Annotated in this window: 23 protein-coding genes; 12 read left to right on the forward strand and 11 right to left on the reverse strand. The window is 69.3% G+C overall.

Annotated features, from left to right (window positions below; genetic code table 11):
- Window positions 1-30: 30 nt before the first annotated feature.
- Genes trxA through ASD62_RS03045 form a run of 4 tightly spaced genes read left to right on the forward strand, consistent with a single transcriptional unit; the run spans window position 31 to window position 2,463 of the window.
- Entirely contained in the window at window positions 31-399 is a 369-nt protein-coding gene (gene trxA / locus ASD62_RS03030; protein ID WP_056914698.1) for a thioredoxin, read from the forward strand.
- A 57-nt stretch (window positions 400-456) separates the two neighbouring features.
- Window positions 457-849, forward strand: a complete 393-nt coding sequence (locus ASD62_RS03035) for a DUF302 domain-containing protein (protein ID WP_056914699.1) — start codon at window positions 457-459, stop codon at window positions 847-849.
- Between the two features lie 59 nt (window positions 850-908).
- Window positions 909-1,175: a metal-sensitive transcriptional regulator gene (locus ASD62_RS03040; protein WP_056914700.1), complete on the forward strand. Its 267-nt coding sequence runs from the start codon at window positions 909-911 to the stop codon at window positions 1,173-1,175.
- Between the two features lies 1 nt (window position 1,176).
- Entirely contained in the window at window positions 1,177-2,463 is a 1,287-nt protein-coding gene (locus ASD62_RS03045) for an MFS transporter (protein WP_056914701.1), read from the forward strand.
- 50 nt (window positions 2,464-2,513) lie between these two features.
- Here ASD62_RS03045 and ASD62_RS03050 read toward each other — a convergent pair whose 3' ends face one another.
- The 3 genes from ASD62_RS03050 to ASD62_RS03060 all read right to left on the reverse strand — a co-directional run bounded on the left by ASD62_RS03050 (window position 2,514) and on the right by ASD62_RS03060 (window position 6,923).
- Window positions 2,514-4,907 (reverse strand): heavy metal translocating P-type ATPase, encoded by a 2,394-nt coding sequence (locus ASD62_RS03050; protein WP_082580939.1) that lies wholly within the window; start codon window positions 4,905-4,907, stop codon window positions 2,514-2,516.
- A 73-nt stretch (window positions 4,908-4,980) separates the two neighbouring features.
- A complete protein-coding gene (locus ASD62_RS03055) occupies window positions 4,981-6,189 on the reverse strand; it encodes a cell wall metabolism sensor histidine kinase WalK (protein ID WP_082580543.1) in 1,209 nt (402 codons plus the stop codon).
- Complete coding sequence (locus ASD62_RS03060) at window positions 6,186-6,923, reverse strand: response regulator transcription factor (RefSeq protein WP_056914702.1); 738 nt, start codon at window positions 6,921-6,923, stop codon at window positions 6,186-6,188. Before ASD62_RS03060 ends, ASD62_RS03055 begins: the two co-directional genes overlap by 4 nt.
- A 138-nt stretch (window positions 6,924-7,061) precedes the next feature.
- On the opposite strand from ASD62_RS03060, the gene ASD62_RS03065 reads away from it, so the two are divergent.
- From ASD62_RS03065 to ASD62_RS03075, 3 genes are all read left to right on the forward strand, one after another.
- Entirely contained in the window at window positions 7,062-7,364 is a 303-nt protein-coding gene (locus tag ASD62_RS03065) for an SHOCT domain-containing protein (protein ID WP_056914703.1), read from the forward strand.
- Complete coding sequence (locus tag ASD62_RS03070) at window positions 7,361-8,941, forward strand: multicopper oxidase family protein (RefSeq protein ID WP_056914704.1); 1,581 nt, start codon at window positions 7,361-7,363, stop codon at window positions 8,939-8,941. Before ASD62_RS03065 ends, ASD62_RS03070 begins: the two co-directional genes overlap by 4 nt.
- Before the next feature lie 224 nt (window positions 8,942-9,165).
- Complete coding sequence (locus ASD62_RS03075; RefSeq protein WP_056914705.1) at window positions 9,166-9,786, forward strand: DUF305 domain-containing protein; 621 nt, start codon at window positions 9,166-9,168, stop codon at window positions 9,784-9,786.
- A gap of 65 nt (window positions 9,787-9,851) precedes the next feature.
- Here the strand turns inward: ASD62_RS03075 and ASD62_RS03080 are convergent, their stop codons facing one another.
- Window positions 9,852-10,244: a metalloregulator ArsR/SmtB family transcription factor gene (locus tag ASD62_RS03080; RefSeq protein WP_056914706.1), complete on the reverse strand. Its 393-nt coding sequence runs from the start codon at window positions 10,242-10,244 to the stop codon at window positions 9,852-9,854.
- A gap of 207 nt (window positions 10,245-10,451) precedes the next feature.
- On the opposite strand from ASD62_RS03080, the gene ASD62_RS03085 reads away from it, so the two are divergent.
- Window positions 10,452-11,384, forward strand: coding sequence for a cation diffusion facilitator family transporter (locus tag ASD62_RS03085; RefSeq protein ID WP_369818745.1), 933 nt, complete (start codon window positions 10,452-10,454; stop codon window positions 11,382-11,384).
- Between the two features lie 20 nt (window positions 11,385-11,404).
- A complete protein-coding gene (locus ASD62_RS03090; RefSeq protein WP_082580942.1) occupies window positions 11,405-11,728 on the forward strand; it encodes a helix-turn-helix transcriptional regulator in 324 nt (107 codons plus the stop codon).
- Window positions 11,729-12,077: 349 nt separating this feature from the next.
- Here ASD62_RS03090 and ASD62_RS03095 read toward each other — a convergent pair whose 3' ends face one another.
- Genes ASD62_RS03095 through ASD62_RS03105 form a run of 3 tightly spaced genes read right to left on the reverse strand, consistent with a single transcriptional unit; the run spans window position 12,078 to window position 14,133 of the window.
- Window positions 12,078-12,857, reverse strand: a complete 780-nt coding sequence (locus ASD62_RS03095) for a cation diffusion facilitator family transporter (RefSeq protein WP_056914709.1) — start codon at window positions 12,855-12,857, stop codon at window positions 12,078-12,080.
- Entirely contained in the window at window positions 12,854-13,759 is a 906-nt protein-coding gene (locus ASD62_RS03100) for a cation diffusion facilitator family transporter (protein ID WP_056914710.1), read from the reverse strand. Before ASD62_RS03100 ends, ASD62_RS03095 begins: the two co-directional genes overlap by 4 nt.
- A complete protein-coding gene (locus tag ASD62_RS03105) occupies window positions 13,756-14,133 on the reverse strand; it encodes a helix-turn-helix transcriptional regulator (protein WP_056914711.1) in 378 nt (125 codons plus the stop codon). Before ASD62_RS03105 ends, ASD62_RS03100 begins: the two co-directional genes overlap by 4 nt.
- A gap of 83 nt (window positions 14,134-14,216) precedes the next feature.
- Here ASD62_RS03105 and ASD62_RS20430 point away from each other — a divergent pair, with 83 nt between their 5' ends.
- Window positions 14,217-14,507, forward strand: a complete 291-nt coding sequence (locus ASD62_RS20430) for a hypothetical protein (protein ID WP_200956845.1) — start codon at window positions 14,217-14,219, stop codon at window positions 14,505-14,507.
- 39 nt (window positions 14,508-14,546) lie between these two features.
- Here the strand turns inward: ASD62_RS20430 and mobF are convergent, their stop codons facing one another.
- On the reverse strand, window positions 14,547-17,456 hold the full coding sequence (gene mobF / locus ASD62_RS03115) for a MobF family relaxase (protein WP_056914713.1): 2,910 nt from the start codon (window positions 17,454-17,456) through the stop codon (window positions 14,547-14,549).
- 729 nt (window positions 17,457-18,185) lie between these two features.
- Here mobF and ASD62_RS03125 point away from each other — a divergent pair.
- On the forward strand, window positions 18,186-18,737 hold the full coding sequence (locus tag ASD62_RS03125; protein ID WP_082580944.1) for an HD domain-containing protein: 552 nt from the start codon (window positions 18,186-18,188) through the stop codon (window positions 18,735-18,737).
- Here ASD62_RS03125 and ASD62_RS03130 read toward each other — a convergent pair.
- Together ASD62_RS03130 and ASD62_RS03135 are read right to left on the reverse strand one after the other, a co-directional pair.
- Window positions 18,734-19,201: an NUDIX hydrolase gene (locus ASD62_RS03130; protein WP_056914715.1), complete on the reverse strand. Its 468-nt coding sequence runs from the start codon at window positions 19,199-19,201 to the stop codon at window positions 18,734-18,736. The two genes, ASD62_RS03125 and ASD62_RS03130, sit on opposite strands and share 4 nt — an antisense overlap.
- Before the next feature lie 17 nt (window positions 19,202-19,218).
- Window positions 19,219-19,992 carry a helix-turn-helix domain-containing protein gene (locus tag ASD62_RS03135; RefSeq protein WP_056914716.1) on the reverse strand — a complete coding sequence of 258 codons (774 nt, stop codon included), beginning with the start codon at window positions 19,990-19,992 and terminating at the stop codon, window positions 19,219-19,221.
- A 387-nt stretch (window positions 19,993-20,379) separates the two neighbouring features.
- Here ASD62_RS03135 and ASD62_RS03140 point away from each other — a divergent pair, with 387 nt between their 5' ends.
- Entirely contained in the window at window positions 20,380-20,796 is a 417-nt protein-coding gene (locus tag ASD62_RS03140; RefSeq protein WP_056914717.1) for a hypothetical protein, read from the forward strand.
- Window positions 20,797-21,147: 351 nt separating this feature from the next.
- On the opposite strand, the gene ASD62_RS03145 is transcribed toward ASD62_RS03140, so the two are convergent.
- Entirely contained in the window at window positions 21,148-21,621 is a 474-nt protein-coding gene (locus tag ASD62_RS03145; protein WP_157581273.1) for a hypothetical protein, read from the reverse strand.
- Window positions 21,622-21,862 lie beyond the last annotated feature (241 nt).

Below are 21,862 nucleotides of genomic sequence, written 5' to 3' on the forward strand. Positions count from 1 at the left end.
TCCTCACCTCAGCAGACCAAGGAGCACCCCATGAGCACCACGACCCTGACCGGGCAGAACTTCGAGTCCACCATCACCGCCAGCGACATCGTCCTGGTCGACTTCTGGGCCTCCTGGTGCGGCCCGTGCCGCCAGTTCGCACCCGTCTTCGAGGCGGCCTCGGCCCAGCACGAGGACATCGTCTTCGGCAAGGTCGACACCGAGGCCGAGCAGACCCTGGCCGCTGCTGCCAAGATCACGTCCATCCCCACCCTGATGGCGTTCCGCGACGGCATCCTGGTGTTCTCCCAGCCCGGCGCCCTCCCCGCAGCCGGCCTCGAGCAGGTCATCGCGGGTGTTCGCGCCCTGGACATGGACGCCATCGCCGCCCAGCTCGCCCAGCAGAGCCAGCCCGCCTGAAGCACCAAGTGGCTTCCGCCCCAGACCACCGCCAGCACTGACCAAGGAGACCTCGTCGTGAGCTACGCACTGAGCACCACCGTGAACCAGCCCTTCGCGCCCACGCTGGAGGCGACGCGGTCCGCACTTGCCGACCAGGGCTTCGGCGTCCTGACCGAGATCGACCTCGCCGCCACCCTCAAGACCAAGCTCGACGCCGACATCCCCGCCCAGGTCATCCTCGGCGCCTGCCGTCCACCACTGGCGTACGCAGCCGTCCAGGCCGAACCATCCATCGGGCTGCTCCTGCCGTGCAACGTTGTCGTCCGCGCCATCGACGCGAGCACCACCCTCGTCGAGGCGATGGACCCCAAGGTCATGGTCACCATGACCCGCAACGAGAACCTCACCGACGTCGCTGCCGACGCCCGCGAACGCCTGACCGCGGCCCTGGCCGCCCTCACTGCCTGAACCACCGTCCACCCCGCACTTTCCGCTCAGCACCCTCCCGCCCACCTAGGAGCATCCCGATGGTCACCCTCAACACCGACGACATGACTCCCGTCATCAACCGCCTGCGCCGCGCCCAGGGTCAGCTCGGCGGCGTCATCCGCCTCATCGAGGAGGGCCGTGACTGCCGTGACGTGGTCACCCAGCTCGCTGCCGTCAACCGTGCTCTGGACCGGGCCGGGTTCGCCATCGTGTCCTCCGGGATGCGTGAGTGCATGTCCTCCCCAGAGGGCATCAACGCCGAGGACCAGGCCACGATGGAGAAGCTCTTCCTCACCCTCGCCTGACATGCCGACACGCACCGCACCGACGGCCGATAGTCGGGACCGCGCCGACGCGCCCACCCTGGGCCTGCGCGCGAACCTCCCGCAGTTCCTGCTCCTCGTGGCCGTCAACGCCCTCGTCGGCGGCATGCTCGGCCAGGAACGCACCGTCCTACCCCTGCTCGCAGCAGACGAGTTCGGGCTCACCGCCCACACCGCCGCGCTGACGTTCATCGCCGCCTTCGGGCTGTCCAAGGCCGCAGCGAACTACGCCGCCGGCACCTGGTCCGACCGGTACGGGCGCAAGCCCGTCCTCGTCGCCGGGTGGCTGCTCGCAGTGCCCGTCCCGCTCCTGCTCATCTGGGCTCCCACCTGGACATGGGTCATCGTCGCCAACATCCTGCTCGGCATCAGCCAGGGCCTGACCTGGTCGACTACCGTCGTCATGAAGATCGACCTCGCGGGCCCGGCCCGACGCGGTCTCGCCATGGGACTGAACGAAACCGCCGGGTACGGCGCCGTCGCGGCGACAGCACTGGCCACCGGGTACATCGCCGCCCACGCCGGACTACGACCCGAGCCGTTCTACCTCGGCATCGCCTTCGCTGCCCTCGGCCTGGGCGCCTCCGTGCTGTTCGTCCGTGAGACCCGCGGCCACGCCCACCACGAAGCAACCACTTCGCCTGCCACGCACGCCAGCGCGGCGACGCTGACCAACCGCGACATCTTCGCGGCCACCAGCTGGCGTGACCGAACGCTGTCCTCGGTCAGCCAAGCGGGCCTGGTCAACAACCTCAACGATGGCCTGGCCTGGGGACTGTTCCCCGTCCTGTTCGCCACCGCCGGCCTGTCCGTGAGCCGCATCGGCTGGCTCGCCGCGACCTACCCCGCCGTCTGGGGGCTCGGGCAGGTCGCCACCGGCGCACTGTCCGACCGGTGGGGGCGCAAACCATTCATCGTCACCGGCATGCTCACCCAAGCCGTCGCCCTCGCCCTCGTCGCCCTCAGCGACACCTTCTGGGCCTGGTTCGCCGCCGCCGTCCTGCTCGGCGCGGGCACCGCGATGGTGTACCCGACCCTGCTCGCCGCCATCGGCGACGTCGCGCACCCCGCCTGGCGGGCACGGTCGGTCGGCATCTACCGCCTGTGGCGCGACGGCGGCTTCGCAGTCGGCGCCCTCTTGGCCGGCGTCATCGCCGACCTGTGGGGCGTCCGACCCGCCATCTGGGTCGTCGCCGCCCTCACGGCGGGGTCCGGTGTCGTCGTGCTTGTTCGGATGACGTCAGCCGTCTCGCCCGCGCGAACGCGCTGACCACACGGTGGTCGTGCCGGCGCGGCCGCCCCGGGATGTTCGGTACCGGCCTACAGGCGCCGGGTTCGTAGCCGTAGCGCGTTGCCGATGACGCTGACCGATGACAGTGCCATCGCTGCGGCGGCAATCATCGGTGACAGGAGCAGCCCGAACGCCGGGTACAGGACACCCGCTGCTAGCGGGATGCCGGCAGCGTTGTAGACGAACGCGAACACGAGGTTCTGCCGGATGTTGCCCATGGTCGCCTTGGACAGGGCGCGTGCTGCGACGATGCCGTTGAGGTCACCACGCAGGAGGGTGACGCCTGCGCTCTCGATGGCCACGTCGGTCCCGGTGCTCATGGCGATGCCGACGTCGGCTGCGGTCAGGGCGGGGGCGTCGTTGACGCCGTCGCCGGCCATGGCCACGACCTTGCCCTCGGCGCGGAGCCGGGTGACGACATCGCTCTTGTGGTCGGGCATGACTTCGGCCTCGACCCGGTCGATGCCCAACGTGCGGGCGACGGCTTGGGCCGTCCTGGTGTTGTCGCCGGTGAGCATGACGACCTCGATGCCGTCTCGGCGCAACGCTTCCAGCGCGACTGCGGTGGTGTCCTTGACGGAGTCAGCGATGGCCAGGACCGCGGCCAGGTCGCCGTCGACGGCGACGTAGACGGCGCTGGCGCCCTCGGTGCGCAACCGGTCCGCCTCCTCATCCAGGGCAGCTGTGGCAACGTCGTTGGCGCCTAGGAACGAGGCGGTGCCGACCAAGACCCGTCGCCCCTCGACAGTTCCGAGCACGCCCTTGCCGGTGGGGGCGTCGAAGTCCGTCACGTCCGGAACCGTCAGGGCGGCGTCGGCCGCCGCGGCGACGATGGCTGCCCCGAGCGGGTGCTGGGAGGGGCGTTCGACCGCGGCCGCAAGGCGCAACACGTCGTTCCTGTCGAACCCGTCGGCAGGGGTGATGTGGGTCAGGGACGGCTTACCTTGGGTGAGGGTGCCGGTCTTGTCGACGACGAGGGTGTCGACCTTCTCGAGCAGCTCGAGCGCCTCGGCGTTCTTGATGAGCACGCCCAGCGACGCACCGCGTCCTACTCCCACCATGATCGACACGGGCGTTGCCAGGCCGAGCGCACAGGGACAGGCGATGATGAGCACGCTGACCGCGATGACCAAGGCGTGTGCGAGGCGGGGGTCAGGACCCAGCGTGGCCCAGATGATGAATGCTGCGACCGCGACGAAGATGACGGCGGGCACGAACAGGGCTGATACCCGGTCGGCCAGGCGCTGGATGGGTGCCCGGGAGCGTTGCGCGTCGGCGACCATCTGGACGATGCGGGCCAGCATCGTGTCGGCGCCGACCTTGCCGGCACGCACGACCAGGGCACCGGTCTGGTTGACGGTGCCACCGATGACCGGGTCGCCGGTGGTCTTGGTGACGGGCATCGACTCGCCGGTCACCATGGACTCGTCCAGGGTGGAGGACCCGTCGTGGACCTGCCCGTCGACGGGGACGGACTCACCGGGCCTGACGCGCAGCAGGTCGCCGACGACCACCTGGTCCAGCGGCACGTCGGTCTCGTTGCCGGTTTCCTCAAGACGGCGGGCGGTCTTTGGGGTCAGGTCGAGCAGGGCGCGGATGGCGCCGGAGGTGCTCTCTCGGGCGCGGAGCTCGAGTACCTGGCCGAGCAGGACGAGGGCGGTGATGACGGCGGCCGCTTCGAAGTAGACCGCGACACCGCCATCCATGCGGAACGACTCCGGGAACACCCCCGGCGCCACCGTGGCGACGACGCTGAACAACCACGCGACGCCGGTGCCCATGGCGATGAGGGTGAACATGTTCAGCTTCATCGTGCGTACCGAGGTCCAGCCTCGCTCGAAGAACGGGGCGCCGGCCCACAGAACGACCGGTGTCGCGAACGCCAGTTGGGCCCAGTTCGACGCTGTCGTGGAGATGGCGTCGTGCAGGGCCGGGACCAGGTCGCGGCCCATGCCCAGGATGAGGACCGGGATGCTCAGCGCGGTCGCGACCTTGAACCGGCGGATCATGTCGGCAAGCTCCGGGTTGGGGCCACTGTCGGCGGTGACGGTCACTGGTTCGAGCGCCATACCGCAGATGGGGCACGTGCCGGGTCCGGGCCGGCGAATCTCGGGGTGCATCGGGCACGTCCACTCGGCCGCCGCCACGCCCCCACCGGAGTCGGCAGCGGCGGCGGCGTGAGCGGTGCGGTCGGCGTGGTGTTGGTGGGCCTCGGGTCCGCCGCCCTGGTAGGCGCTGCGGTTGGCGTCGAACTTCGCCTTGCACCCGGGCGAGCAGAAGTGATGGGTGCGCCCGTCGAGGTCGGTGCGGTGCTCGCTGGTGGCGGGGTCGACGTCCATGCCGCAGACGGGGTCCTTCACCGACGACACCCGCACGTCCCCCGGCAGGTCGGAGTGGTTCGCGTGGTCGTGGGTTGTGTCCATGTCCACCAAGATACCCCTAGGGGGTATCTCGTCAAGAGGTGAAGGTCCTTGGGCGGCCCCGCCGCACGGCGGGTCAGGGGTGGTGGTGTCCGGATTCGGGGAGGGTGGCGGTGAAGGTGGCGCCGCGTCCGGGTCCGTTGCTGGTGGCGACGAGGGTGCCGCCGTGGGCGTCGATGATGGCGCGGCTGATGGTCAGTCCGATGCCGCTTCCGCCCCGGTGCTGGCGGGACGGGTCGGCACGGTAGAACCGTTCGAAAATGTGCGGCAGGTCGGCTTCGCTGATGCCGGTCCCGGTGTCGGTGACGACGAGCTCGACCGTGTGGTCCTGACCGCGGCGGGCGGTGAGGGTGACTGCTCCTGGGGCCCTTGTGTGGTGCAGGGCGTTGTCGAGCAGGTTCGTCAGGACCTGGCTGATGCGGTCGGGGTCGACGTCGATGGTGGCCGGGGTGTTGACCTCGGTCCGCAGAGTGACACCAGCGGTGCAGTAGGCGTCCGAGGCAGCAGAGGCGGCGCCGCGCAGGAGGTCGGCCGCTGCCGTGGGCGTCGGTCGCAGGTCCAGGCGTCCTTCCTCGGCGCGGCTGACGGTGGTGATGTCGTTGGCCAGGCGGTGCAGGCGCCGGCTGTTGCCGCGCAGGACTGCCATGGTGGCTGCGTCGGTGGTGCGGACCCCGTCCTCGATGGCCTCGAGGTGGGCGTCGATGCTGGCCAGCGGGGTGCGCATCTCGTGGGCGAGGTCGGCCAGCAGCCGGGTGCGGGTCTGTTCGACGTGCCCGAGGCGGGTGGCGAGCTCGTTCACGGTGTCGGCGAGGTGGTCGAACTCCTGACCGAGGCCGACGGTCGGCACGCGAGTGTCGTAGTGGCCGTGGCTGATGCGGGTGGTGGACGCGGCGACGGCAGCGGTGGAGGTGCGCAGCCGTCGGCTGAACCACCACGTGACGACTAGGGCGATGAGGACGGCAGCGACCAGGCCGGTGGACAGCGCCACGACGAGCGAGTCACGGAAACCGCGCTCGATGTGGTCGAGCTCGGCCGGGGTGTGGGTGCCGCCGGCCTCGATCATGTGCTGGTGGAAAATGCCGGGGCCGATGGCGATGGCGACGAGCCATGCGGTGCCTGCCCCGGCGACCAGGAGCAGCCCCTGGGCGAGCAGCAGGCGCGTCGACAGCCCCGCGGGACGCCGCCGTTCCCGCCCTGACGACGAAGGTGCCGGCGTTCCTGACGACGGCGTTGAGCGCGCTGGTTCGGGCGACGGCGGGGGCGTCGGCTGCGCCGAGGTGGTCATGCGCCGGTCCCCATCCGGTACCCGATGCCGCGAACGGTGCGGATGAACCGGGACGTGGTGGCGTCGTCACCGAGCTTGCGACGCAGGTGGAGCACGTGGACGTCGACGAGGTGCTCGTCACCGACCCAACCCGACCCCCACACGTCCTCGATGAGCTGTCGTCGGCTGAACGCCATCTGCGGCCTGGCTGACAGGGCAGCGAGGAGGTCGAACTCGGTGCGGGTCAAGGGGACCGGCTCGGTACCAATCCAAACGTCGCGACCCAGCGGGTCGATGGACAAATCGCCGAAGGTGCGCAGCTGGGGCTGCGCGGTCCCGTGCCCACCGATGGGCCGGGGGCGGCGCAGCATGGCGCGCAACCTCGCGACGAGCTCTCGGGGGCTGAACGGTTTGGTCATGTAGTCGTCGGCCCCGACGGACAGGCCGACGAGGGTGTCGACCTCGTCGGTGCGGGCGGTGAGCATGACGACGTACGCGTCGGAGAACGTGCGCAGCTGCCGGCACACCTCGAGCCCGTCCTGGCCCGGTAGACCGAGGTCGAGGACGACGACATCAGGGTCGAGCTCGCGGGCGACGTCGACCGCGTCGAGGCCGTTGCCGCAGGTGCGGACCTCGAACCCGTCGCGGTCCAGGTAGCTGGCGATGACGTCAGCCATCGGGGTGTCGTCCTCGACGACCAGCGCGCGCAGCCCGCGCACTTGGCTGGCTTGTTGGGCGGCGTCGGGGGTGCTCATGGCGACATCGTCGCAGGCCATCGCGTGCGGCCGAGATGCCAAGAGCCATACCGGGTGCTTCTTCAGCGAACCTTCATCGTTGCGCGACCGGGGGTGCAGTGGGGCCGTCGCACGCTGGGAGGACACAACGAGAAGAAGATGAAGAGGGTGGTCCTGATGATGGGTGGCTACGACACCGGCTGGGGCAGCTGGGTGGTCATGTCGGTGATGATGGTCGGGCTATGGGTCCTGGTGGCTGTGGCCATCGTGGCCGTGATGCGCTGGCCATGGGGTGCACGTGACCGCACGATGGTCGCCAGGACCGACAACGGTTCGGCGCCCCCGGTCGGGCACGAGGTGTCCCCGGCGGCGCGAGCCCTGCTCGAGCAGCGGTTCGCCGCAGGTGAGATCGACGAGACCGAGTACCGGTCCCGGCTTGCCGCCCTGATGAGCAGGGCATGAGCCGATCGAGCACGCGACACCGGGTCGACCCCGCGTACACCGACCCGCCGTCCGTGTCCCTGGCGCGACGGGCAGTACTGGCGGGGGGCGCCGGGCTGGCCGGGTTGGGAGTCCTTGCGGCGTGCGGGTCCCCGACGTCGCGGCTCGTCCGCCCGAGCTCCCCCGTGGTGGGGGCAGTCGACCGTGCCCGTCGGCACACCGGTCGGACTGTGACCTCCCGACTGGTTGCGGCGCCGGGACGGGTCGACCTGGGCGGACCTGTGGTCGACACATGGTCGTTCGGGTCGGTGCCGGGGCCCACGATCCGTGCCCGAGCAGGTGACCGCGTCGTCGTCGACCTGAGCAACGGCCTTCCGGCGCCCACGACGGTGCACTGGCACGGGATTGCGCTGCGAAACGACATGGACGGCGTCCCCGACATGACGCAGGCGCCGGTCGCCCCGAACACCTCGTTCCGGTACGACTTCACCGTCCCGGACCCGGGCACGTACTTCTTCCACCCACATGTCGGGGTCCAGCTCGACCGCGGCCTGTACGGCGTCCTCGTCGTCGACGACCCCGTCGAACCCGGAGCCTACGACCAGGAGTGGGTCGTGGTCCTGGACGACTGGGTCGACGGCACCGGCCGCACCCCCGACCAGGTCCTGGCCTCGCTCAGGGCCGCCACCGGGTCCGGCATGAGCGGCATGGGCATGGGCATGGGTGGAGGTGGCATGGGTGGTGAGTCGATGACGTCACCCCTGCTGGGTGGCGCCGGCGATGTCGCCTACCCGCACTACCTGGTCAATGGCCGCGTGCCGGCGGCGCCGGTGACACTGACCGGTCGTCCCGGGGAGAGGGTCCGGGTACGCCTGGTGAACGCAGCCTCGGACACCGCGTTCCGCGTCGCGGTCGGTGGGCACCAGCTGAGCCTCACCCACGCCGACGGGTTCCCCGTGGTGCCCGTGTCCGGTGACGCGGTCCTACTCGGCATGGGTGAACGTGTCGACCTGCTGCTGACCCTGGGCGACGGCGCGTTCCCGCTGGTCGCGTCCGCCGAGGGCAAGCAAGGCCAAGGTATGGCTGTGGTGCGCACCGCCACCGGGCCGGCACCGACACCTACGGGACGACTGGCCGAGCTCGACGGGCGCGTCCTGACCGTTGCCGACCTCGCACCGGCCGCGTCCGCGGCCATGCCCACCCGCGGCGTGGACCGCACCCACGACCTGGTCCTCGGGGGCTCGATGGGTGGGATGGGTGGCGGCATGGGCGGGTCCTCGGACGGCTACGTGTGGACCATCAACGGGCGCACCTTCGACCGGCAACGGCCACTGGACGTGCGCCGGGGGGAACGAGTGAGGTTGCGGCTGAAGAACGCGACGATGATGTTCCACCCGATGCACGTTCACGGCCACACCTTCGCCGTCGTGGACGGCAACGGACGGCCCGGGGTGCGCAAGGACACGGTCATCGTGGCCCCGATGCGTACGGTCACCGTTGATCTCGACGCAACGAACCCGGGCCAGTGGATGACGCACTGCCACAACGCCTACCACGGTGAGGCCGGGATGATGACGACGCTTTCGTACCGCACCTGACGCCCACCCCACCCCGACGCCGGTAGCCGGAGGTCGAGTGGCCCGACCACAGGGGAAGGGCGCCGCTGACCCGGTCCGGCTGGCCCTTCATCGAACCTTCATCGGATACCGACCAGACCCTCAGGGGACGAACCGGACAGTGGTTCGTGTGGGTGCCGGGCCTGCGAGTCCCCCCTTACGGCCCGGCACCCGCGTCCCGGCCCCCAACGCAAGGAGTTCACGCCGTGCGCACCACTGCTCGTGCCCTGTCCGTCACCGCTGCTCTCGCCGGCACCATCGCCCTGGGCGCCTGCGGCGGGGCAGATACCGACCACAACGGCATGACCGGGATGAACGGGGTGGGGAGTGCGAGCTCGAGCGCAACGTCCGCGGCGAGGGTCGACCCGGCCGATGTGATGTTCGCCCAGTCGATGGTGCCGCACCACCAGCAGGCCGTCGAGATGGCGAACCTGGCCCTGACCCGGGCCTCCTCCGCCGACGTCAAGGCCCTCGCCACCAAGATCAAGGCCGCTCAGGACCCCGAGATCGCCACCATGAACGGATGGCTCAGCCAGTGGGGCGCACCCACCGGCTCCGCAGACATGAACGGTATGGCCGGCATGGACCACGGCAGCGACGGCATGATGAGCCAGGCCGACATGACCAAGCTGAGCCAGGCGTCCGGTGCCCAGTTCGACCGGATGTGGCTGACGATGATGATCGCCCACCACCAAGGCGCTCTCACCATGGCCAAGGACGTCCTGACCACCACGAAAGACACGCAGGTCCGGACCCTGGCCCAGAGCATCGTCGACGGTCAGACCAAGGAAATCACCACGATGAGTGGGCTGCTCTCGGGGAGCTGAACGTCAGCGTCGCCCCTCGCAGGGTTCGTGACGTGAGCTCGCCCGGTCAGGGTTCCTCAGCGGGGTCATGGGTCAGCGTCAGAAGGGACCGGGGTGCCAGCACCAAGGGCATGCCGGTGCGTGCCCTCCGAGCCCAGGTCGGAATCGGCATGCTCCGCATGGGACAGCGCCTCAGCCAACAAGGCGTGCACATGGGTGTTGGCGGCCGTGTAGTAGATGAACGTTCCTTCCCGGCGGCCCCGCACCAGTCCGGCGAGGCGCAGCTTGGCCAGGTGCTGGCTCACCGAGGTGGGGGTGGCACCGGCCAGCTCGGCCAGGCAGCTCACCGAGGACTCGCCCTGCATGAGCGCCCACAGCAGCTTGACCCGGGTGGGGTCAGCCAGCATCCGAAAGGTCTCCGCCGCCAGCTGAGCTTGGTAGTCGTGCGGCATGGACAAGGTGGGGAGTTCGTCGTGCACACAGCAAACCCTACCGCCTGCGTACCTTCACATACATGCAGGTATGCTGCACTCATGCCCGCGCCGCCGAACGTGCCGAACCAGCCTCACGAGCCACGGGTTGTCGATGGCCTGCACGGCCACGATCATGCGCACGAGGGCGAGCGAGTGCGTGACCACGATCATGACCACGACCACGACCACGGGTGGCTGGGTCGGGTTCGCCACGTGTTCACCCCGCACTCCCACGATGCGGCGGACTCCGTCGATGACGCCCTGGAGTCCAGCGCCCGCGGCATCCGTGCCGTCAAGGTCAGCCTCGTCGGGTTGGCTCTCACCGCTGTCCTCCAGCTGCTGGTTTTCCTGGCGTCAGGGTCGGTCGCTCTGCTCGCCGACACCATTCACAACTTCTCCGACGCGTTCACCGCCATCCCGCTGTGGGTGGCGTTCTGGCTCGGGCGCCGCCCACCGACCCGCCGGTACACCTACGGGTTCGGTCGCGCCGAGGACCTTGCCGGCCTCTTCGTCATCCTGATGATTGCCGCCTCCGCAGTCCTGGCTGGTTGGGAGGCCGTCCGCCGGCTCCTCGACCCGGCACGGGTGCACAACCTTGGCTGGGTCGCTCTGGCCGGGTTCGTCGGCTTCCTCGGCAACGAAGCCGTGGCCGCGTACCGGATCCGCGAGGGCAACGCCATCGGCTCGGCAGCTCTCGTCGCGGACGGCCACCACGCGCGCACCGACGGCCTGACCTCCCTGGCGGTCCTGGTCGGGGCAGGAGGTGTAGCCGTCGGCTGGAACTGGGCAGACCCGTTGGTGGGCCTGCTCATTACAGTCGCCATCGTCATGGTGCTCCGCACCGCCGCCCGGGACGTGTTCCGGCGCCTGCTGGACGGCGTGGAGCCGGACAAGGTGCAGGCCGCGCAGGACGCCCTGACCACGATGCCGCAGGTCGTGGCGGTCCGTGACCTGCGGATGCGATGGGTCGGCCACGTGCTGGAAGCGGACGTCACGCTCGACGTCGACCCCCACCTCAGCGCAGCGGCGGCCCACGAGCTGGCCCACCGCGCGCAGCAACGGATGGTCGCCGCAGTTCCTCGCCTGCGGCACGCAGTCGTCCACGCCTACCCGGCACCGGTCGAGGGTGGGCAACTCCATCGGTAAGTGATAACTGACCGTTCGTGGTGGCTGACCAACAGGTGGATGGGCTCAGCGCCCTCGGGGACCCTACGCGGCGCGCCATCTTCGAGTGCCTGGCCGAACGGCCCCGCGCCATGGGTGAGCTGGCCGACGTCCTGCCCGTGAGCCGACCGGCGGTGTCCCAGCACCTGAAGGTCCTCAAGGCCGCCCGCCTGATCACCGAGCAGGCCGAAGGCACTCGCCGCATCTACCGGCTCAACCCCGAGGGTGTGGCCGCGATGCGCGACCAGCTCGACACGTTCTGGAATCGGACCCTGACCAGGTACGTGCGGAACACCAACGAAGGAGCACCAAGGGAGCAGTCATGACCCCGGCCGCTGCGCCGGTAGTGCGCAGGAAAGTGGTGGTGAACGTCCCGGTTGAGCGGGCGTTCGCCCTGTTCACCGACGGGTTCGGCGACTTCACGCCGGCCGAGCACGACCTGCTGGGGGTGCACGTCGCGGCGACCGTGTTCGAGCCACGGGTCGGAGGTCACATCATCGACCGCGGCACGGACGGTCCGAGTGCCGGTGGGCACGATCCTCACCTACGACCCGCCGAGCCGGGTCGTGTTCACTCGGACATCGGCCCGACCTGGCGGTGTTGGGTCGGTATGAGTGGGCGGTACTTGGGGGTCATTCGGCGCAGCGCGTGTGTGGTCGGGGAAGGCTCCGGCCCTCAGTGGTCGTTGCTGCGGCTGGTGAGTTCGACGGGCACCGGCTGCGAGGCTTCCGGTGCCACTGACACGGTCCCGGGGGTGGTTTGGCAGCAATCGTCGTCGCAGGAGCTGGCCGTTGCCGCGCCATCGCTGGCCTTGACCGCACCCAGCGCGGTCGGGGCGCAGCAGTCGTCTCCCTGCCAGTTCTCCCAACCTTCCTTGGCCGCGACGGCGGCGATGACCAGGGCTGCGACGGAGTCGGCCCAGTTCCAGCCGAGGGTCGCGTTCAGAACGAGGCCGACGAGCAGGACGGCGGACAAGTACGTGCACAGCAGGGTCTGGTTTCCGTCGCCTTCAACGGCGCCGGAACCGAGCTCGCTACCGGTGCGGCGCTGCCACAGACTCAGGAACGGCATCACCGCCAAGGAGGCGATGGCGAGGCCGATGCCGATGGGGCTGTCGTCGGTTTGAGCGCCGGTCAGCAGGGCGTGACCGGCCTCGACGAGCAGGTATGCGGCTAGGGCGAAGAAGGATACGGCGATGAGTCGTCGGGCTGCGTGCTCGCGGCTCTCGGGCATCGGGTGCCGGAACTGCCAGAGGATGACCAGGCCGGAGGACACCTCGACGATGGAGTCCAGGCCGAACCCGACCAGGGCGGTCGACCCGGCGACGTTGCCGGCGGTGATGGCGATGACGGCCTCGATGACGTTGTACGTCACCGAGGTCGCGGCGAGCAACTGCGCGCGACGCATCAGGGTGGCCCGACGGGCCGGGCTGGTCAGGGTGGTCCACGTGGTCACCAGGTGACCTCCTTGCATCCGGTGTGGGTGTCGGGTTCGACCTGGAGGGTGGCGTGCTCAACCCCGAACCGGGTCCGCATCACCGACCGCGCCTGGTCCAACACCGTGTGTGCGTCGGTGTCGGCGTCGGTCATTAGGTGCGCGGTGGCCACGTTCATCCCCGACGTGAGGGTCCACACGTGCAGGTCGTGCACATCGGTCACGCCCGGCACCGCGGCCAGCGCGGTGGTGACGTCCTCGGGGGCCATGTCGGTGGGGGCGTGCTGACCCAGCACGGTCAGGACCTCCCGGCCGAGCATGACGGCGCGGACGGCAACGAACGCGGCGATGGCCAATGCGATGCCGGTGTCCCACCACGCGTTGCCGGTGGCGCCGACCAGGATGCCGGCGGCGATGACGCCGACGGACCCGGCGGTGTCGGCGACGACCTCGAGGTAGGCGCCCTTGACGTTCAACGACTCACCGGCGCCGCCGCGCAGGAGCAGCAGGGCGATGAGGTTGACGACCAGGCCGATGGCACCGACGACGAGCATCGGGGTGGAAGACACCTCGGCAGCGCCGCCGATGCGTCGAAGCGCCTCGACAGCGATGTACATTGACACCCCGAGCATGAGCAGGACTGCCAGGCCGGAGGCGAATACCTCTGCCCGGTAGGAGCCGAAGGTGCGCATGCCGGTGGTGTCCTTGCGGGTCGCGATACGCGTCGCGACCAGGGCGGCGCCGAGGGCGACGACGTCGGCGGCCATGTGCCCGGCATCGGACAACAGCGCCAGCGACCCGGACGTCAGGGCGGTGACTAGCTCAACGACGAAGAACCCGGCCACCAGGACGAAGGAGAGCTGAAGGCGCCATCGGTGCGCGCCACCGGCATGACCCGTACCGGCGTGGCTGTGTCCGCTCACCTGGTTGCCTGCTCACCGAAGCGAGGGCACAAGGTGACGGCGTCACCGGCCGCGGAAAGGAGCTGCTCGGCCGCCGCGAGCAGGTTCATCGTCGCTTCCGCGTGGGCTAGGGAGTACATCGAGGCGCGCCCTTGGGGGCGGACCGTGACGATGCCGCAGTCAAGAAGGCACGCCAGGTGCTTGCTCACCGTGGACTGCGCCAACCCCAGGTGCCCGGTCAGGTCGACCACGCGGTGCTCTCCCAGAGCGAGGTGCTGAACGATGGAAAGGCGGGATCGGTCGGAGAAACCGTGGAACAGGCACGCCGCTGCGGTCAAGGCAGCCTCCTCATCCATTAACCGCGACTCAACGTGATCGAGCGATTTCATCGTCATGTGGCGATCCTAGGCTCGTGGAGCATGATGGCACAAATGTCCCTTGAGGCAGCGTCTGGCCCTTCATGCATCCGAGGGCCATCATGAACGACATGACAGGGGTGCCCCCCGGCGTGGATCGGGATGCGATCGTGGTCGACCTCATCGCCTGTCGCGCCGACCTTCGGTATCTGCTTGCCACCGCGAAGGCCCCCCGACTGCGGGCTCGCACGTCCGGAACCCGGTGGAGCAACGAGCACTTGCTGTTCCACATGGTTTTCGGGTTCCTCGTCGTCCGAAGGTTGCTCCCGCTGGTGCGCCTGCTATCGAGCCAACCGGCCTGGGTCGGCCGCGGGTTTGCGGCCCTGTTGGATGCCACCACCGTGCCCAGCTGACTCTCTCCGCGCCGTCCGACAACTGACCGCACACCGCCCTCAAAGATCGCGAAGGGCCACACCGGTCGCATCTCGTCCCTCGGTGCGCCACGGCGTCCGTGCCGCCGCGGCTTCGGCACGACGCGTTTGGGTGGCGGAGGTTTCCGCCCCCGTGGTGGCGATGACGTTGCGCAGCACTTCATCAGGATCGGCATGCTCAGGTTCGCTGTGCCTCGTGGCGTCGTCCGGGTCGTGGGCGGTGTCGACATACATTCGGTTCGATTCCCGGCCGCGGGTAGCCATGACGTACAGCGGTTCGCGGGTGGTGGTCGCGGTGACGTAGGCGTGGGCGGTGTCGACGGTGCGGCCTTGGGCGCGGTGGGCTGTGGAGGCGTACCCGAGTTCGAGATGCTCAGCAACATAGGTTGCGGGGAGATTCGCCGTCTCACCGTTGTCCGGGCGGGTGAGGCGTACCGATCCGTCGTCCCGCGTCTCGCGAACGATCCAGTCATCCCCGTTCTTGACCCAGCCGCGCCCCGTGGACAGTGCGCGGACGTTCAGTCGGGTGACGACTACGTCCCCGACCCCGACGTCGGTGCCGTCGGCAGTGGTGACACCACCGTCCGCAACTGCGCCCCCGGCGACTCTGTGGGCTCTGGCTCGAGCGTTGAGATCCGCGACTGTCTGGGCGTCAGCGGCGATCATCAGTGACCGCCGCCCCGCTCGGGTGTCGGTCAGCCAAGCCTCGAAGAGCAGGTCGAGCACGTCCTCACGAGCGCCCGATTCGACGCGCCCGTGCGCCAGGTAGGTATCGGCGACCTCGGGGTTGCCGGCGCGCAGGTGGAGGGTGGCGTCGCGCTCCCATTCGTGGCGGAACCGGCGCACGTCGTGCAGGGTCGCCACGTCGGCGCCACGGTCGTCGGCGAGCAGCTTGAAGGCGCCGCCGGCCTGCACCGGCGATAGCTGCGCCCAGTCCCCCACCAGCAGCACCTTCGCACCGGTCCGGGTCGCGGCGGCGGTGATGTGGTCGAGGTCCTTGGTGGCGGCCATGGACGCTTCGTCGATGATGACCAGCTGCCCGGGCCGCAGGGTCCAGCGTGCGTATGCCGCCCGGGCCACGGCCGCACGCTGCTGCAGTTGGCGGGTGGTGACGGAGGGGTAGGCGCCGGAGAGGCGCGCTGCATACTCTTGCAGGCGTTGTTCGCGTTCGGGGGTGCGCTGGTTCTCGCTGATCCACTTGGCCGTGTTCTCGGTGGGGACCCCGACCGCGTCGGCAAGGACCTCCGCGGACGCCGCTGACGGGGCCAACCCGACCACCGACCCAGGCCCGTGCTCGGCCTCCCACGCCGCCCGCACTCCCGCCATGGCAGTCGACTTGCCTGTCCCAGCGGCGCCAACCAGGACGTCGAGCCGGCGACCGGAGGTGACCACAGCGGCGACCGCGTGGACTTGCTCCGCGGACAGGACGTGCTCCTTGCCGGGCACGAGCATGCGCCCTAGCCGGGCCGTGACGCGCGTGGTGACGGCGGGGCCATCGGTGGATTGTCCGGCAGCCAAGAGTCGGGCTTCGGCGTCGAGGAGTTCCTGGGTGGCGTAGACCTCGCTGTTGCGGGCGCGCAGCATGCTGGACCCGTCCGCGCGGCGCAGGTGCTCCGGGACGTTCAGGGCCGCGGCGGGGGTGAGCATGACCGCGCGGTCCGCAGCCAGGGTGGCGGTCCGTTCGGCTACGTCGATGCGGTCGACCGTGGTGGCGAACCGGACCCCGTGGAGCTGCCGGTGTACCTCGGCCAACAGGTTCGCCCGGGTGAACGTGGCCCGCTTGTCCGCGACCTTCGCCACCACCAGCGTGGCGGCGGCGGCGAGGATCCCGTCCCCCAGGTCGTGCGCGGTGACGAGCTTCTGGGCATGCCGCCCCGCGAGCGCGACGACCCACGCCGGCTGGTCGTCGCCGACGAAGTCCCGGGCGCGGAAACGCCAGCCCTGGATGAGTTCGGCCAGCGGTTTGACCTGCTTCGCCTCACGGGTGGCCAGGGTCGCCCGCTGCCGCAGTCCGATCACCTCCCTGCCCGAAGGTTGCCGACCATGGGAGGCCACGAACGCTTCGACCAGCTCGTCCTTGGCCCGCTCGATCACACTCGAACGCCGCGAGAACTCCTCCCGCAGCACCTTGCCGACCCCGTCGACCTCCCACTTCGGCTCCGTCGACCGAGTTCGTTCCTGCGGCACCCACGTCCATCCCAGGTCGCGGGTCAGCTCATCCGCCAGGAGACCGTTGTACAGCTCGGACATGCCGACCGCGGCGCGGAACAGCCCCTTGGAGTCCAGGGTCCGCCAGCGGCCATCCACCACCGACTGAACCCGGTTGAGCACGACCACGTGGGTGTGCAGCTGTGGGTCCCCCGCGCGGGAGTCCCAGTGGTCGAAAGCGGTGGCGACCACCCCGCGCACGTCCTCGCTGATCGCGCCGGCATGGCCGGTGCGGGTTGCGAACACCTGCGACTCCCCGTACGCGATCACCGCCTGCAACGCGCGCCGGTGCGCGGCGTGGATCCGCGTCCGCGTGGGTTCGTCCGCAAGCGCCCACGCCACCGACACGCTCTTCGGGACGGAGAACGTCAGGTCGAACCCGGCCACCGACGGCTTCGCCTTCCGCACCCGCCCGAGGTGGTCGACGAACACCATCCCCGTACCGGTCGGCGGTCGCCCGAGCTGCTCACCAGTGACCGGGTCCTGCAGCATCCCGAGCATCCTCCACAGCTGCTCCTCGGTGACCAGCGAGCCATGCTCGACGCCCGCTCCCCCGGCAAGACCCGCGAGGCCGGCGCCCAGAAACCAGCCCGGCGGCGTACCTGTCGCCGCGTAGTACCCCGTCAGCCCAGCGACCTTGGTGGCCTCGTCGGCCCGGGCCACCGACGACATGAGATAGCGGTATCCCGCCCCGAGCGTCATGCGCCTGATCGACATCGTCATAGTCGGACAACGGTGTCGAAGGGGCACCATCGGCGCCCACCCGACCACCTTGGTGCCAGACGTGTGGATCTGAGGTTGGGCCTGACGCGGACGGGGTGGAGGGACAGGATCCGGCGCGGGCTGGCGGGAGGGCTGGGGGGCACGAGACCGGTGACATCGGTCAGAGGCTGCCGGGCGTGGCGGTCAGAGGGTGGCGGCCGTGGCGGTGCGGGGCACGGCCGCGTAAGTCGCGGGGGCAAGGCGCTTCTTGGGCCCGAGGTAGCGCCTGGCCATCGGGTACGGCAGGTTCCCGCGAATGGTGCCCCATGGCGGCCGTTGACCTGACACACCGATCGAGGAGGAACTCATGAGTCGCGCCCATACCGTTGACCACCAGGCCCGGCTCCGCCTGTTGGAGGCGCAGCGGGCCGAGTCGCAGGCCCTACGCGAGGTTGGCAAGGTGGCCCACCGTCTCGACTCGCTAGTCGGACGCCTCCACGCGATCGATCTCGAGCTCGCCATGGCCGAGTCCGACCTCGTGTCGGTCTCCGGACTGTCTCGAGCCGCCCAGCTCCTCGAAAGGCAGCCTCGCGAGCTCAGGCGACGCGTGAAGCTGGCGGCCCAGGCCGCCGGTGATGACAAGCCCCCTGGTGCCCGGCCGGCCGCCGGGACCGGAACGTCGCCAGGTGCACATCCGTCGACGACGTGACCGATACGCGCCAAACCGCGTCCCTGCGTATGGTGAGGCAGATGCGGGGCGACCGAGTCGATTGGGCGCGGGCCCAGGCCGAGCAGTTCATGTCGACCTTGGGTCGACGTTGGGCGCACGTTCAAGCCGTCGCAGCCCGTGCTGCGTCGATCCGCCTCGAAGGCGCAGATGGGGAACTACTGGTGGCGGCGGCATACCTCCACGACATCGGATATGCCCCCGAGCTCGCGGCCACTGGCTTCCATCCCCTCGACGGCGCCCGACACCTTCGCTCGCTTGGGGAGGAGGACTTGGCTCGTCTGGTCGCCCACCACACGAACGCGAGGCATGAGGCGGGACTGCGCGGGATCGAGAACTACGAAGATGAGTTCCCTTTTGGTGGAACGCTCCTCGACGACGCTTTGACGTTCTGCGACTTGAGCACGAGTCCCGATGGGCAGATCGTGACCATCGAGGAGCGTGTGGCGGAGATCGTCGAGCGGTACGGCCCCGATCACGTGGTGGCTCGCACCGTCCTCGCTGGCATGCCCGGGTTCGAGCGCGGTCGCGAACGGGTACGACGACATTGCGCAGAAGCCGGAGTCTCCCTCTAGCGAACTGCCGGCGCTCCGCCAGCAAGGTAGTCGCTGATCCGCAGGCGGATCGATGGGACCATCGGCAGCTCGGCGATCTCGTCGGCTGTGAACGCCTGCACCTCGTGCGACTCGTCACTGACCTCGAGGTTCCCGCCTCGGACCCGCGCCAGGACGCAGATCGAGAACTCTTGGCGGACCTCACCGTCGTCGTATGCGAAGACGTGCTTGGGGTCGCTGTAGACGCCGACGATGCCCGTGACCTCGACGTCGAGGCCCGTCTCTTCGCGGGTCTCACGGACCGCGCACTCGGCCACGGACTCGCCGAGCTCCATCACCCCGCCCGGCAGTGCCCACATCTCATTGTCGCGCCTACGCTGAAGCACGATCCGGTTGTCGTTGTCGATGACCACGGCGGAGGCGGCAGGCACCAAAGAGTTGGCCGGCGGTGCGGCAGGGTCGTCGTAGAAGTCGCGCCGGCCCATGGCTACCTCTCCTCGGATCAGGTGCCGGATCGAAGCGGTGTAGTGGGACGCTCTTGGTCGATTGCCCGGCTGTCCGACCATATCCCCTCGAAGTGGGCCGAGAACCGGGAGAAGACCCCGCTCGGTCCGAGCCTGCGTAGGTGGAGCAGTGGTGCGGAGCGACCCGGCATCCCGTAGAGGTGCGGGGTCACGAGCATCTGGTCATCGAATCGGAAGACCGAGTTGTACAGCGGGGCGTCCTGGAACCGCAGGTCCGCGTTCTCGCATTCCAGCAATGGCGCGAACGCCTCCAGTGTCGACCGTATCCGCGGCACCAAGGTGATGGCCTCGTGTTCCTCTTCGTCCCGCCGCCGGACGTGTTCGGATGCTGGGTCGGCCAAGGCGATGCGGACACGACACCCTTGCGCACACTTCTCGAGGAGGAGCTCGACCAGTTCGGGATGCTGGTGTGGCAGAAAGTAGAGCGTGTAACCGAGCAGGTCGATCTGGGCTGCAGCACCCTGGAAGAGGTCCCACCAGCGGTCAGTATTGAGGTCGGTACGGTGCGGGTAGGCCGCGACCACCTCGGCCGTCGCGCCGAGTGCATCGGCCGGCCGGCGATGCACACCGGGCCACAGGAACTCCTCGCTCTCCCCCAGCAAGTGAGCCAGTGCGTAGCGATGCCGCGGGTGTGGTGTCCGACCGGCCATCCAGCGCTGAACCGTCTTGGGATCGACGTCGACCTCGCGCGCGATCTGCTCAATCGTCTTGTGGCCGCGCGCGATCGCTCCGGCAAGTCTCTCGTTGCTCATCGGCGCCAGCTTCAGGACGTTGGGACGTTCACCGGTCGTTCATAAACGTCCCAAGCGTCACCCACGTGCGGTGTGAACGTCAACAGTGGGCGGGCTGACTGGTGCGTATCGGAAGGGAACGAGACGCGCAAAGGCAGGGAAGCAAATGGCCAAACACAAGGACGAGGGCACCCTCCGCTGCAGGGCTGTGGATAACTCAGGCAGGGTCCACGGGCAAGGCGCTCCAATGGTCGGGGGCCGGGTCCCGCGACCTGTGGACGACGTGCGAACGCCGACCAGGACTTCCACAGATGCGGACCGCACGGTTCCCGTGCGACACGGCACGTCGTTCGATCGCAGAAGCGCCGCGAGGGTCGGCGCAGCAGGGTACGAAGCGGGGGTGCAGCGATGAAGACCGATGAAGTCCACGCAGTGCAGATCGCCGAGGCGCTCGCCGGGTGTGCGTCGCTCACCGAGCCGTCGGAGGAGCGAAACGCGCTCTGGCTGCTGGTGCAGTTACTCCTGTGCACGAGAACCCGGCGCACCGTCATTCCCTTAGGTTCCAAGGCGCCGGTGGTCGTCACTGCCGACTACGCCAGCCAGGAGCTGTTGGCGGCGATGGAGTGGGTCGTCGACCACGAAGAGTGCGCCCGGGCAATGATTCCGGCCGATCTCTACCGTCAGATGCGGTGCGCCGCTACCAAGGGCATGCACGGATCTGGCAGAGCCGCCCTGGCCGACGCCCTGCACGGATTCACGCATGTGCCCGCCGGCGGTCCGCTCCGGTTCTGCGCGCTCGACTCCGAGGAGCCGGTGGCGTCATGACCGTCACGCCGTGGGAAGCCTGGGCTGCGGCACGTCTGGAGCTGTCCTGCGAGGAGTTCGAGGAGATGGGCCTTTCGGCCGCAGCGGACCTCCTGGTCTCGAGGGCACTGATGGCAAGTCGGTACGGCGCCGCCCAACCCCTGGTGACCGCGTCGAGCAAGCAGGCAGGCGGGCACTCCCGAACCGTGACTCGGCGGATGCTGGACCAGCTGCGGTTTCCCCCAAACAAGCGTCGAGCGGTCCATCGACTGCTGACTGGCACGTCCACCTGGGCCGGCCTGTTCGCGATCTATGGGCAGAGCCGAGACCTCACCCCTGCCGAGCGCCTCTACGTCCGGCGTCAGCTCCTCATCATCCGGCGCGCAACGGCTCCAGCGCCGGATGCGTCGTCAGAGCCCCCACACCGTAGAGCCGAGCCACTCCAGCGACGGCGACCAGGGACACCCCCGGACCGGATAGCGCCCGCGGCCGACCGTCGCCGAAATCCAGGATGACGAAGTGCTCGCCCAGGTTCACCTCGAACCCGACCAGCGACCCCCACCACAGTGACACCAGCTCCCCGCCGCTGAGTCGAACCAACAGCCGATGATCGCTGATGAGAACCTGTGACCAGCTCGCCGGGCTCCATTGCCCACCAACACGGATTCGCAACCACAGCGCCGAAACTCGTCGGCCTACCTCGTCCGGCTCAAGAACAAGCCCTTGGACCATGGCGTCGATCCGTGCAGCCTCACGCATCCCGACCAGCTCGAGCGCAAGGGCGCGGGCGTCCGCGACTTCCGGACCGGTCAGGGTCCGAGGTGCACGACGACTGTTCACCTTCACGGGTCCCTCCTTGAGCTGCCGCATCATCACCACACTGTCGCCCCAGGCACCGACAGCGCAACGACCTGACGCATGGTGCCCCCCGCTGCGCGTCTGGCAACCATGGGGCTGACCGGGATGGCCGCCGCCGCAGTCGCGGCCACGGTGTTGGGCTGCGGCGGGCTGGGATTGGCGACCGCGGTCGCCATTGACTCACCCAGCGCGCCTCGTATGCCGGGTTGCACGACTTCCGGTCCCATCG

It is taken from the genome of Phycicoccus sp. Root563 (genome assembly GCF_001427915.1).
Classification (GTDB): Bacteria; Actinomycetota; Actinomycetes; order Actinomycetales; family Dermatophilaceae; genus Pedococcus.

Bases quoted from the DNA above. Each gene is read 5' to 3' on its own strand.
- trxA (WP_056914698.1), top strand. From the start codon at position 31: ATGAGCACCACGACCCTGACCGGGCAGAACTTCGAGTCCACCATCACC.
- ASD62_RS03040 (WP_056914700.1), top strand. From the start codon at position 909: ATGGTCACCCTCAACACCGACGACATGACTCCCGTCATCAACCGCCTG.
- ASD62_RS03045 (WP_056914701.1), top strand. From the start codon at position 1,177: ATGCCGACACGCACCGCACCGACGGCCGATAGTCGGGACCGCGCCGAC.
- ASD62_RS03050 (WP_082580939.1), bottom strand. From the start codon at position 4,907: ATGGACACAACCCACGACCACGCGAACCACTCCGACCTGCCGGGGGAC.
- ASD62_RS03055 (WP_082580543.1), bottom strand. From the start codon at position 6,189: ATGACCACCTCGGCGCAGCCGACGCCCCCGCCGTCGCCCGAACCAGCG.
- ASD62_RS03060 (WP_056914702.1), bottom strand. From the start codon at position 6,923: ATGAGCACCCCCGACGCCGCCCAACAAGCCAGCCAAGTGCGCGGGCTG.
- ASD62_RS03065 (WP_056914703.1), top strand. From the start codon at position 7,062: ATGAAGAGGGTGGTCCTGATGATGGGTGGCTACGACACCGGCTGGGGC.
- ASD62_RS03070 (WP_056914704.1), top strand. From the start codon at position 7,361: ATGAGCCGATCGAGCACGCGACACCGGGTCGACCCCGCGTACACCGAC.
- ASD62_RS03105 (WP_056914711.1), bottom strand. From the start codon at position 14,133: ATGACGATGAAATCGCTCGATCACGTTGAGTCGCGGTTAATGGATGAG.
- ASD62_RS20430 (WP_200956845.1), top strand. From the start codon at position 14,217: ATGAACGACATGACAGGGGTGCCCCCCGGCGTGGATCGGGATGCGATC.
- mobF (WP_056914713.1), bottom strand. From the start codon at position 17,456: ATGACGATGTCGATCAGGCGCATGACGCTCGGGGCGGGATACCGCTAT.
- ASD62_RS03125 (WP_082580944.1), top strand. From the start codon at position 18,186: ATGCGGGGCGACCGAGTCGATTGGGCGCGGGCCCAGGCCGAGCAGTTC.
- ASD62_RS03130 (WP_056914715.1), bottom strand. From the start codon at position 19,201: ATGGGCCGGCGCGACTTCTACGACGACCCTGCCGCACCGCCGGCCAAC.
- ASD62_RS03135 (WP_056914716.1), bottom strand. From the start codon at position 19,992: ATGAGCAACGAGAGACTTGCCGGAGCGATCGCGCGCGGCCACAAGACG.
- ASD62_RS03140 (WP_056914717.1), top strand. From the start codon at position 20,380: ATGAAGACCGATGAAGTCCACGCAGTGCAGATCGCCGAGGCGCTCGCC.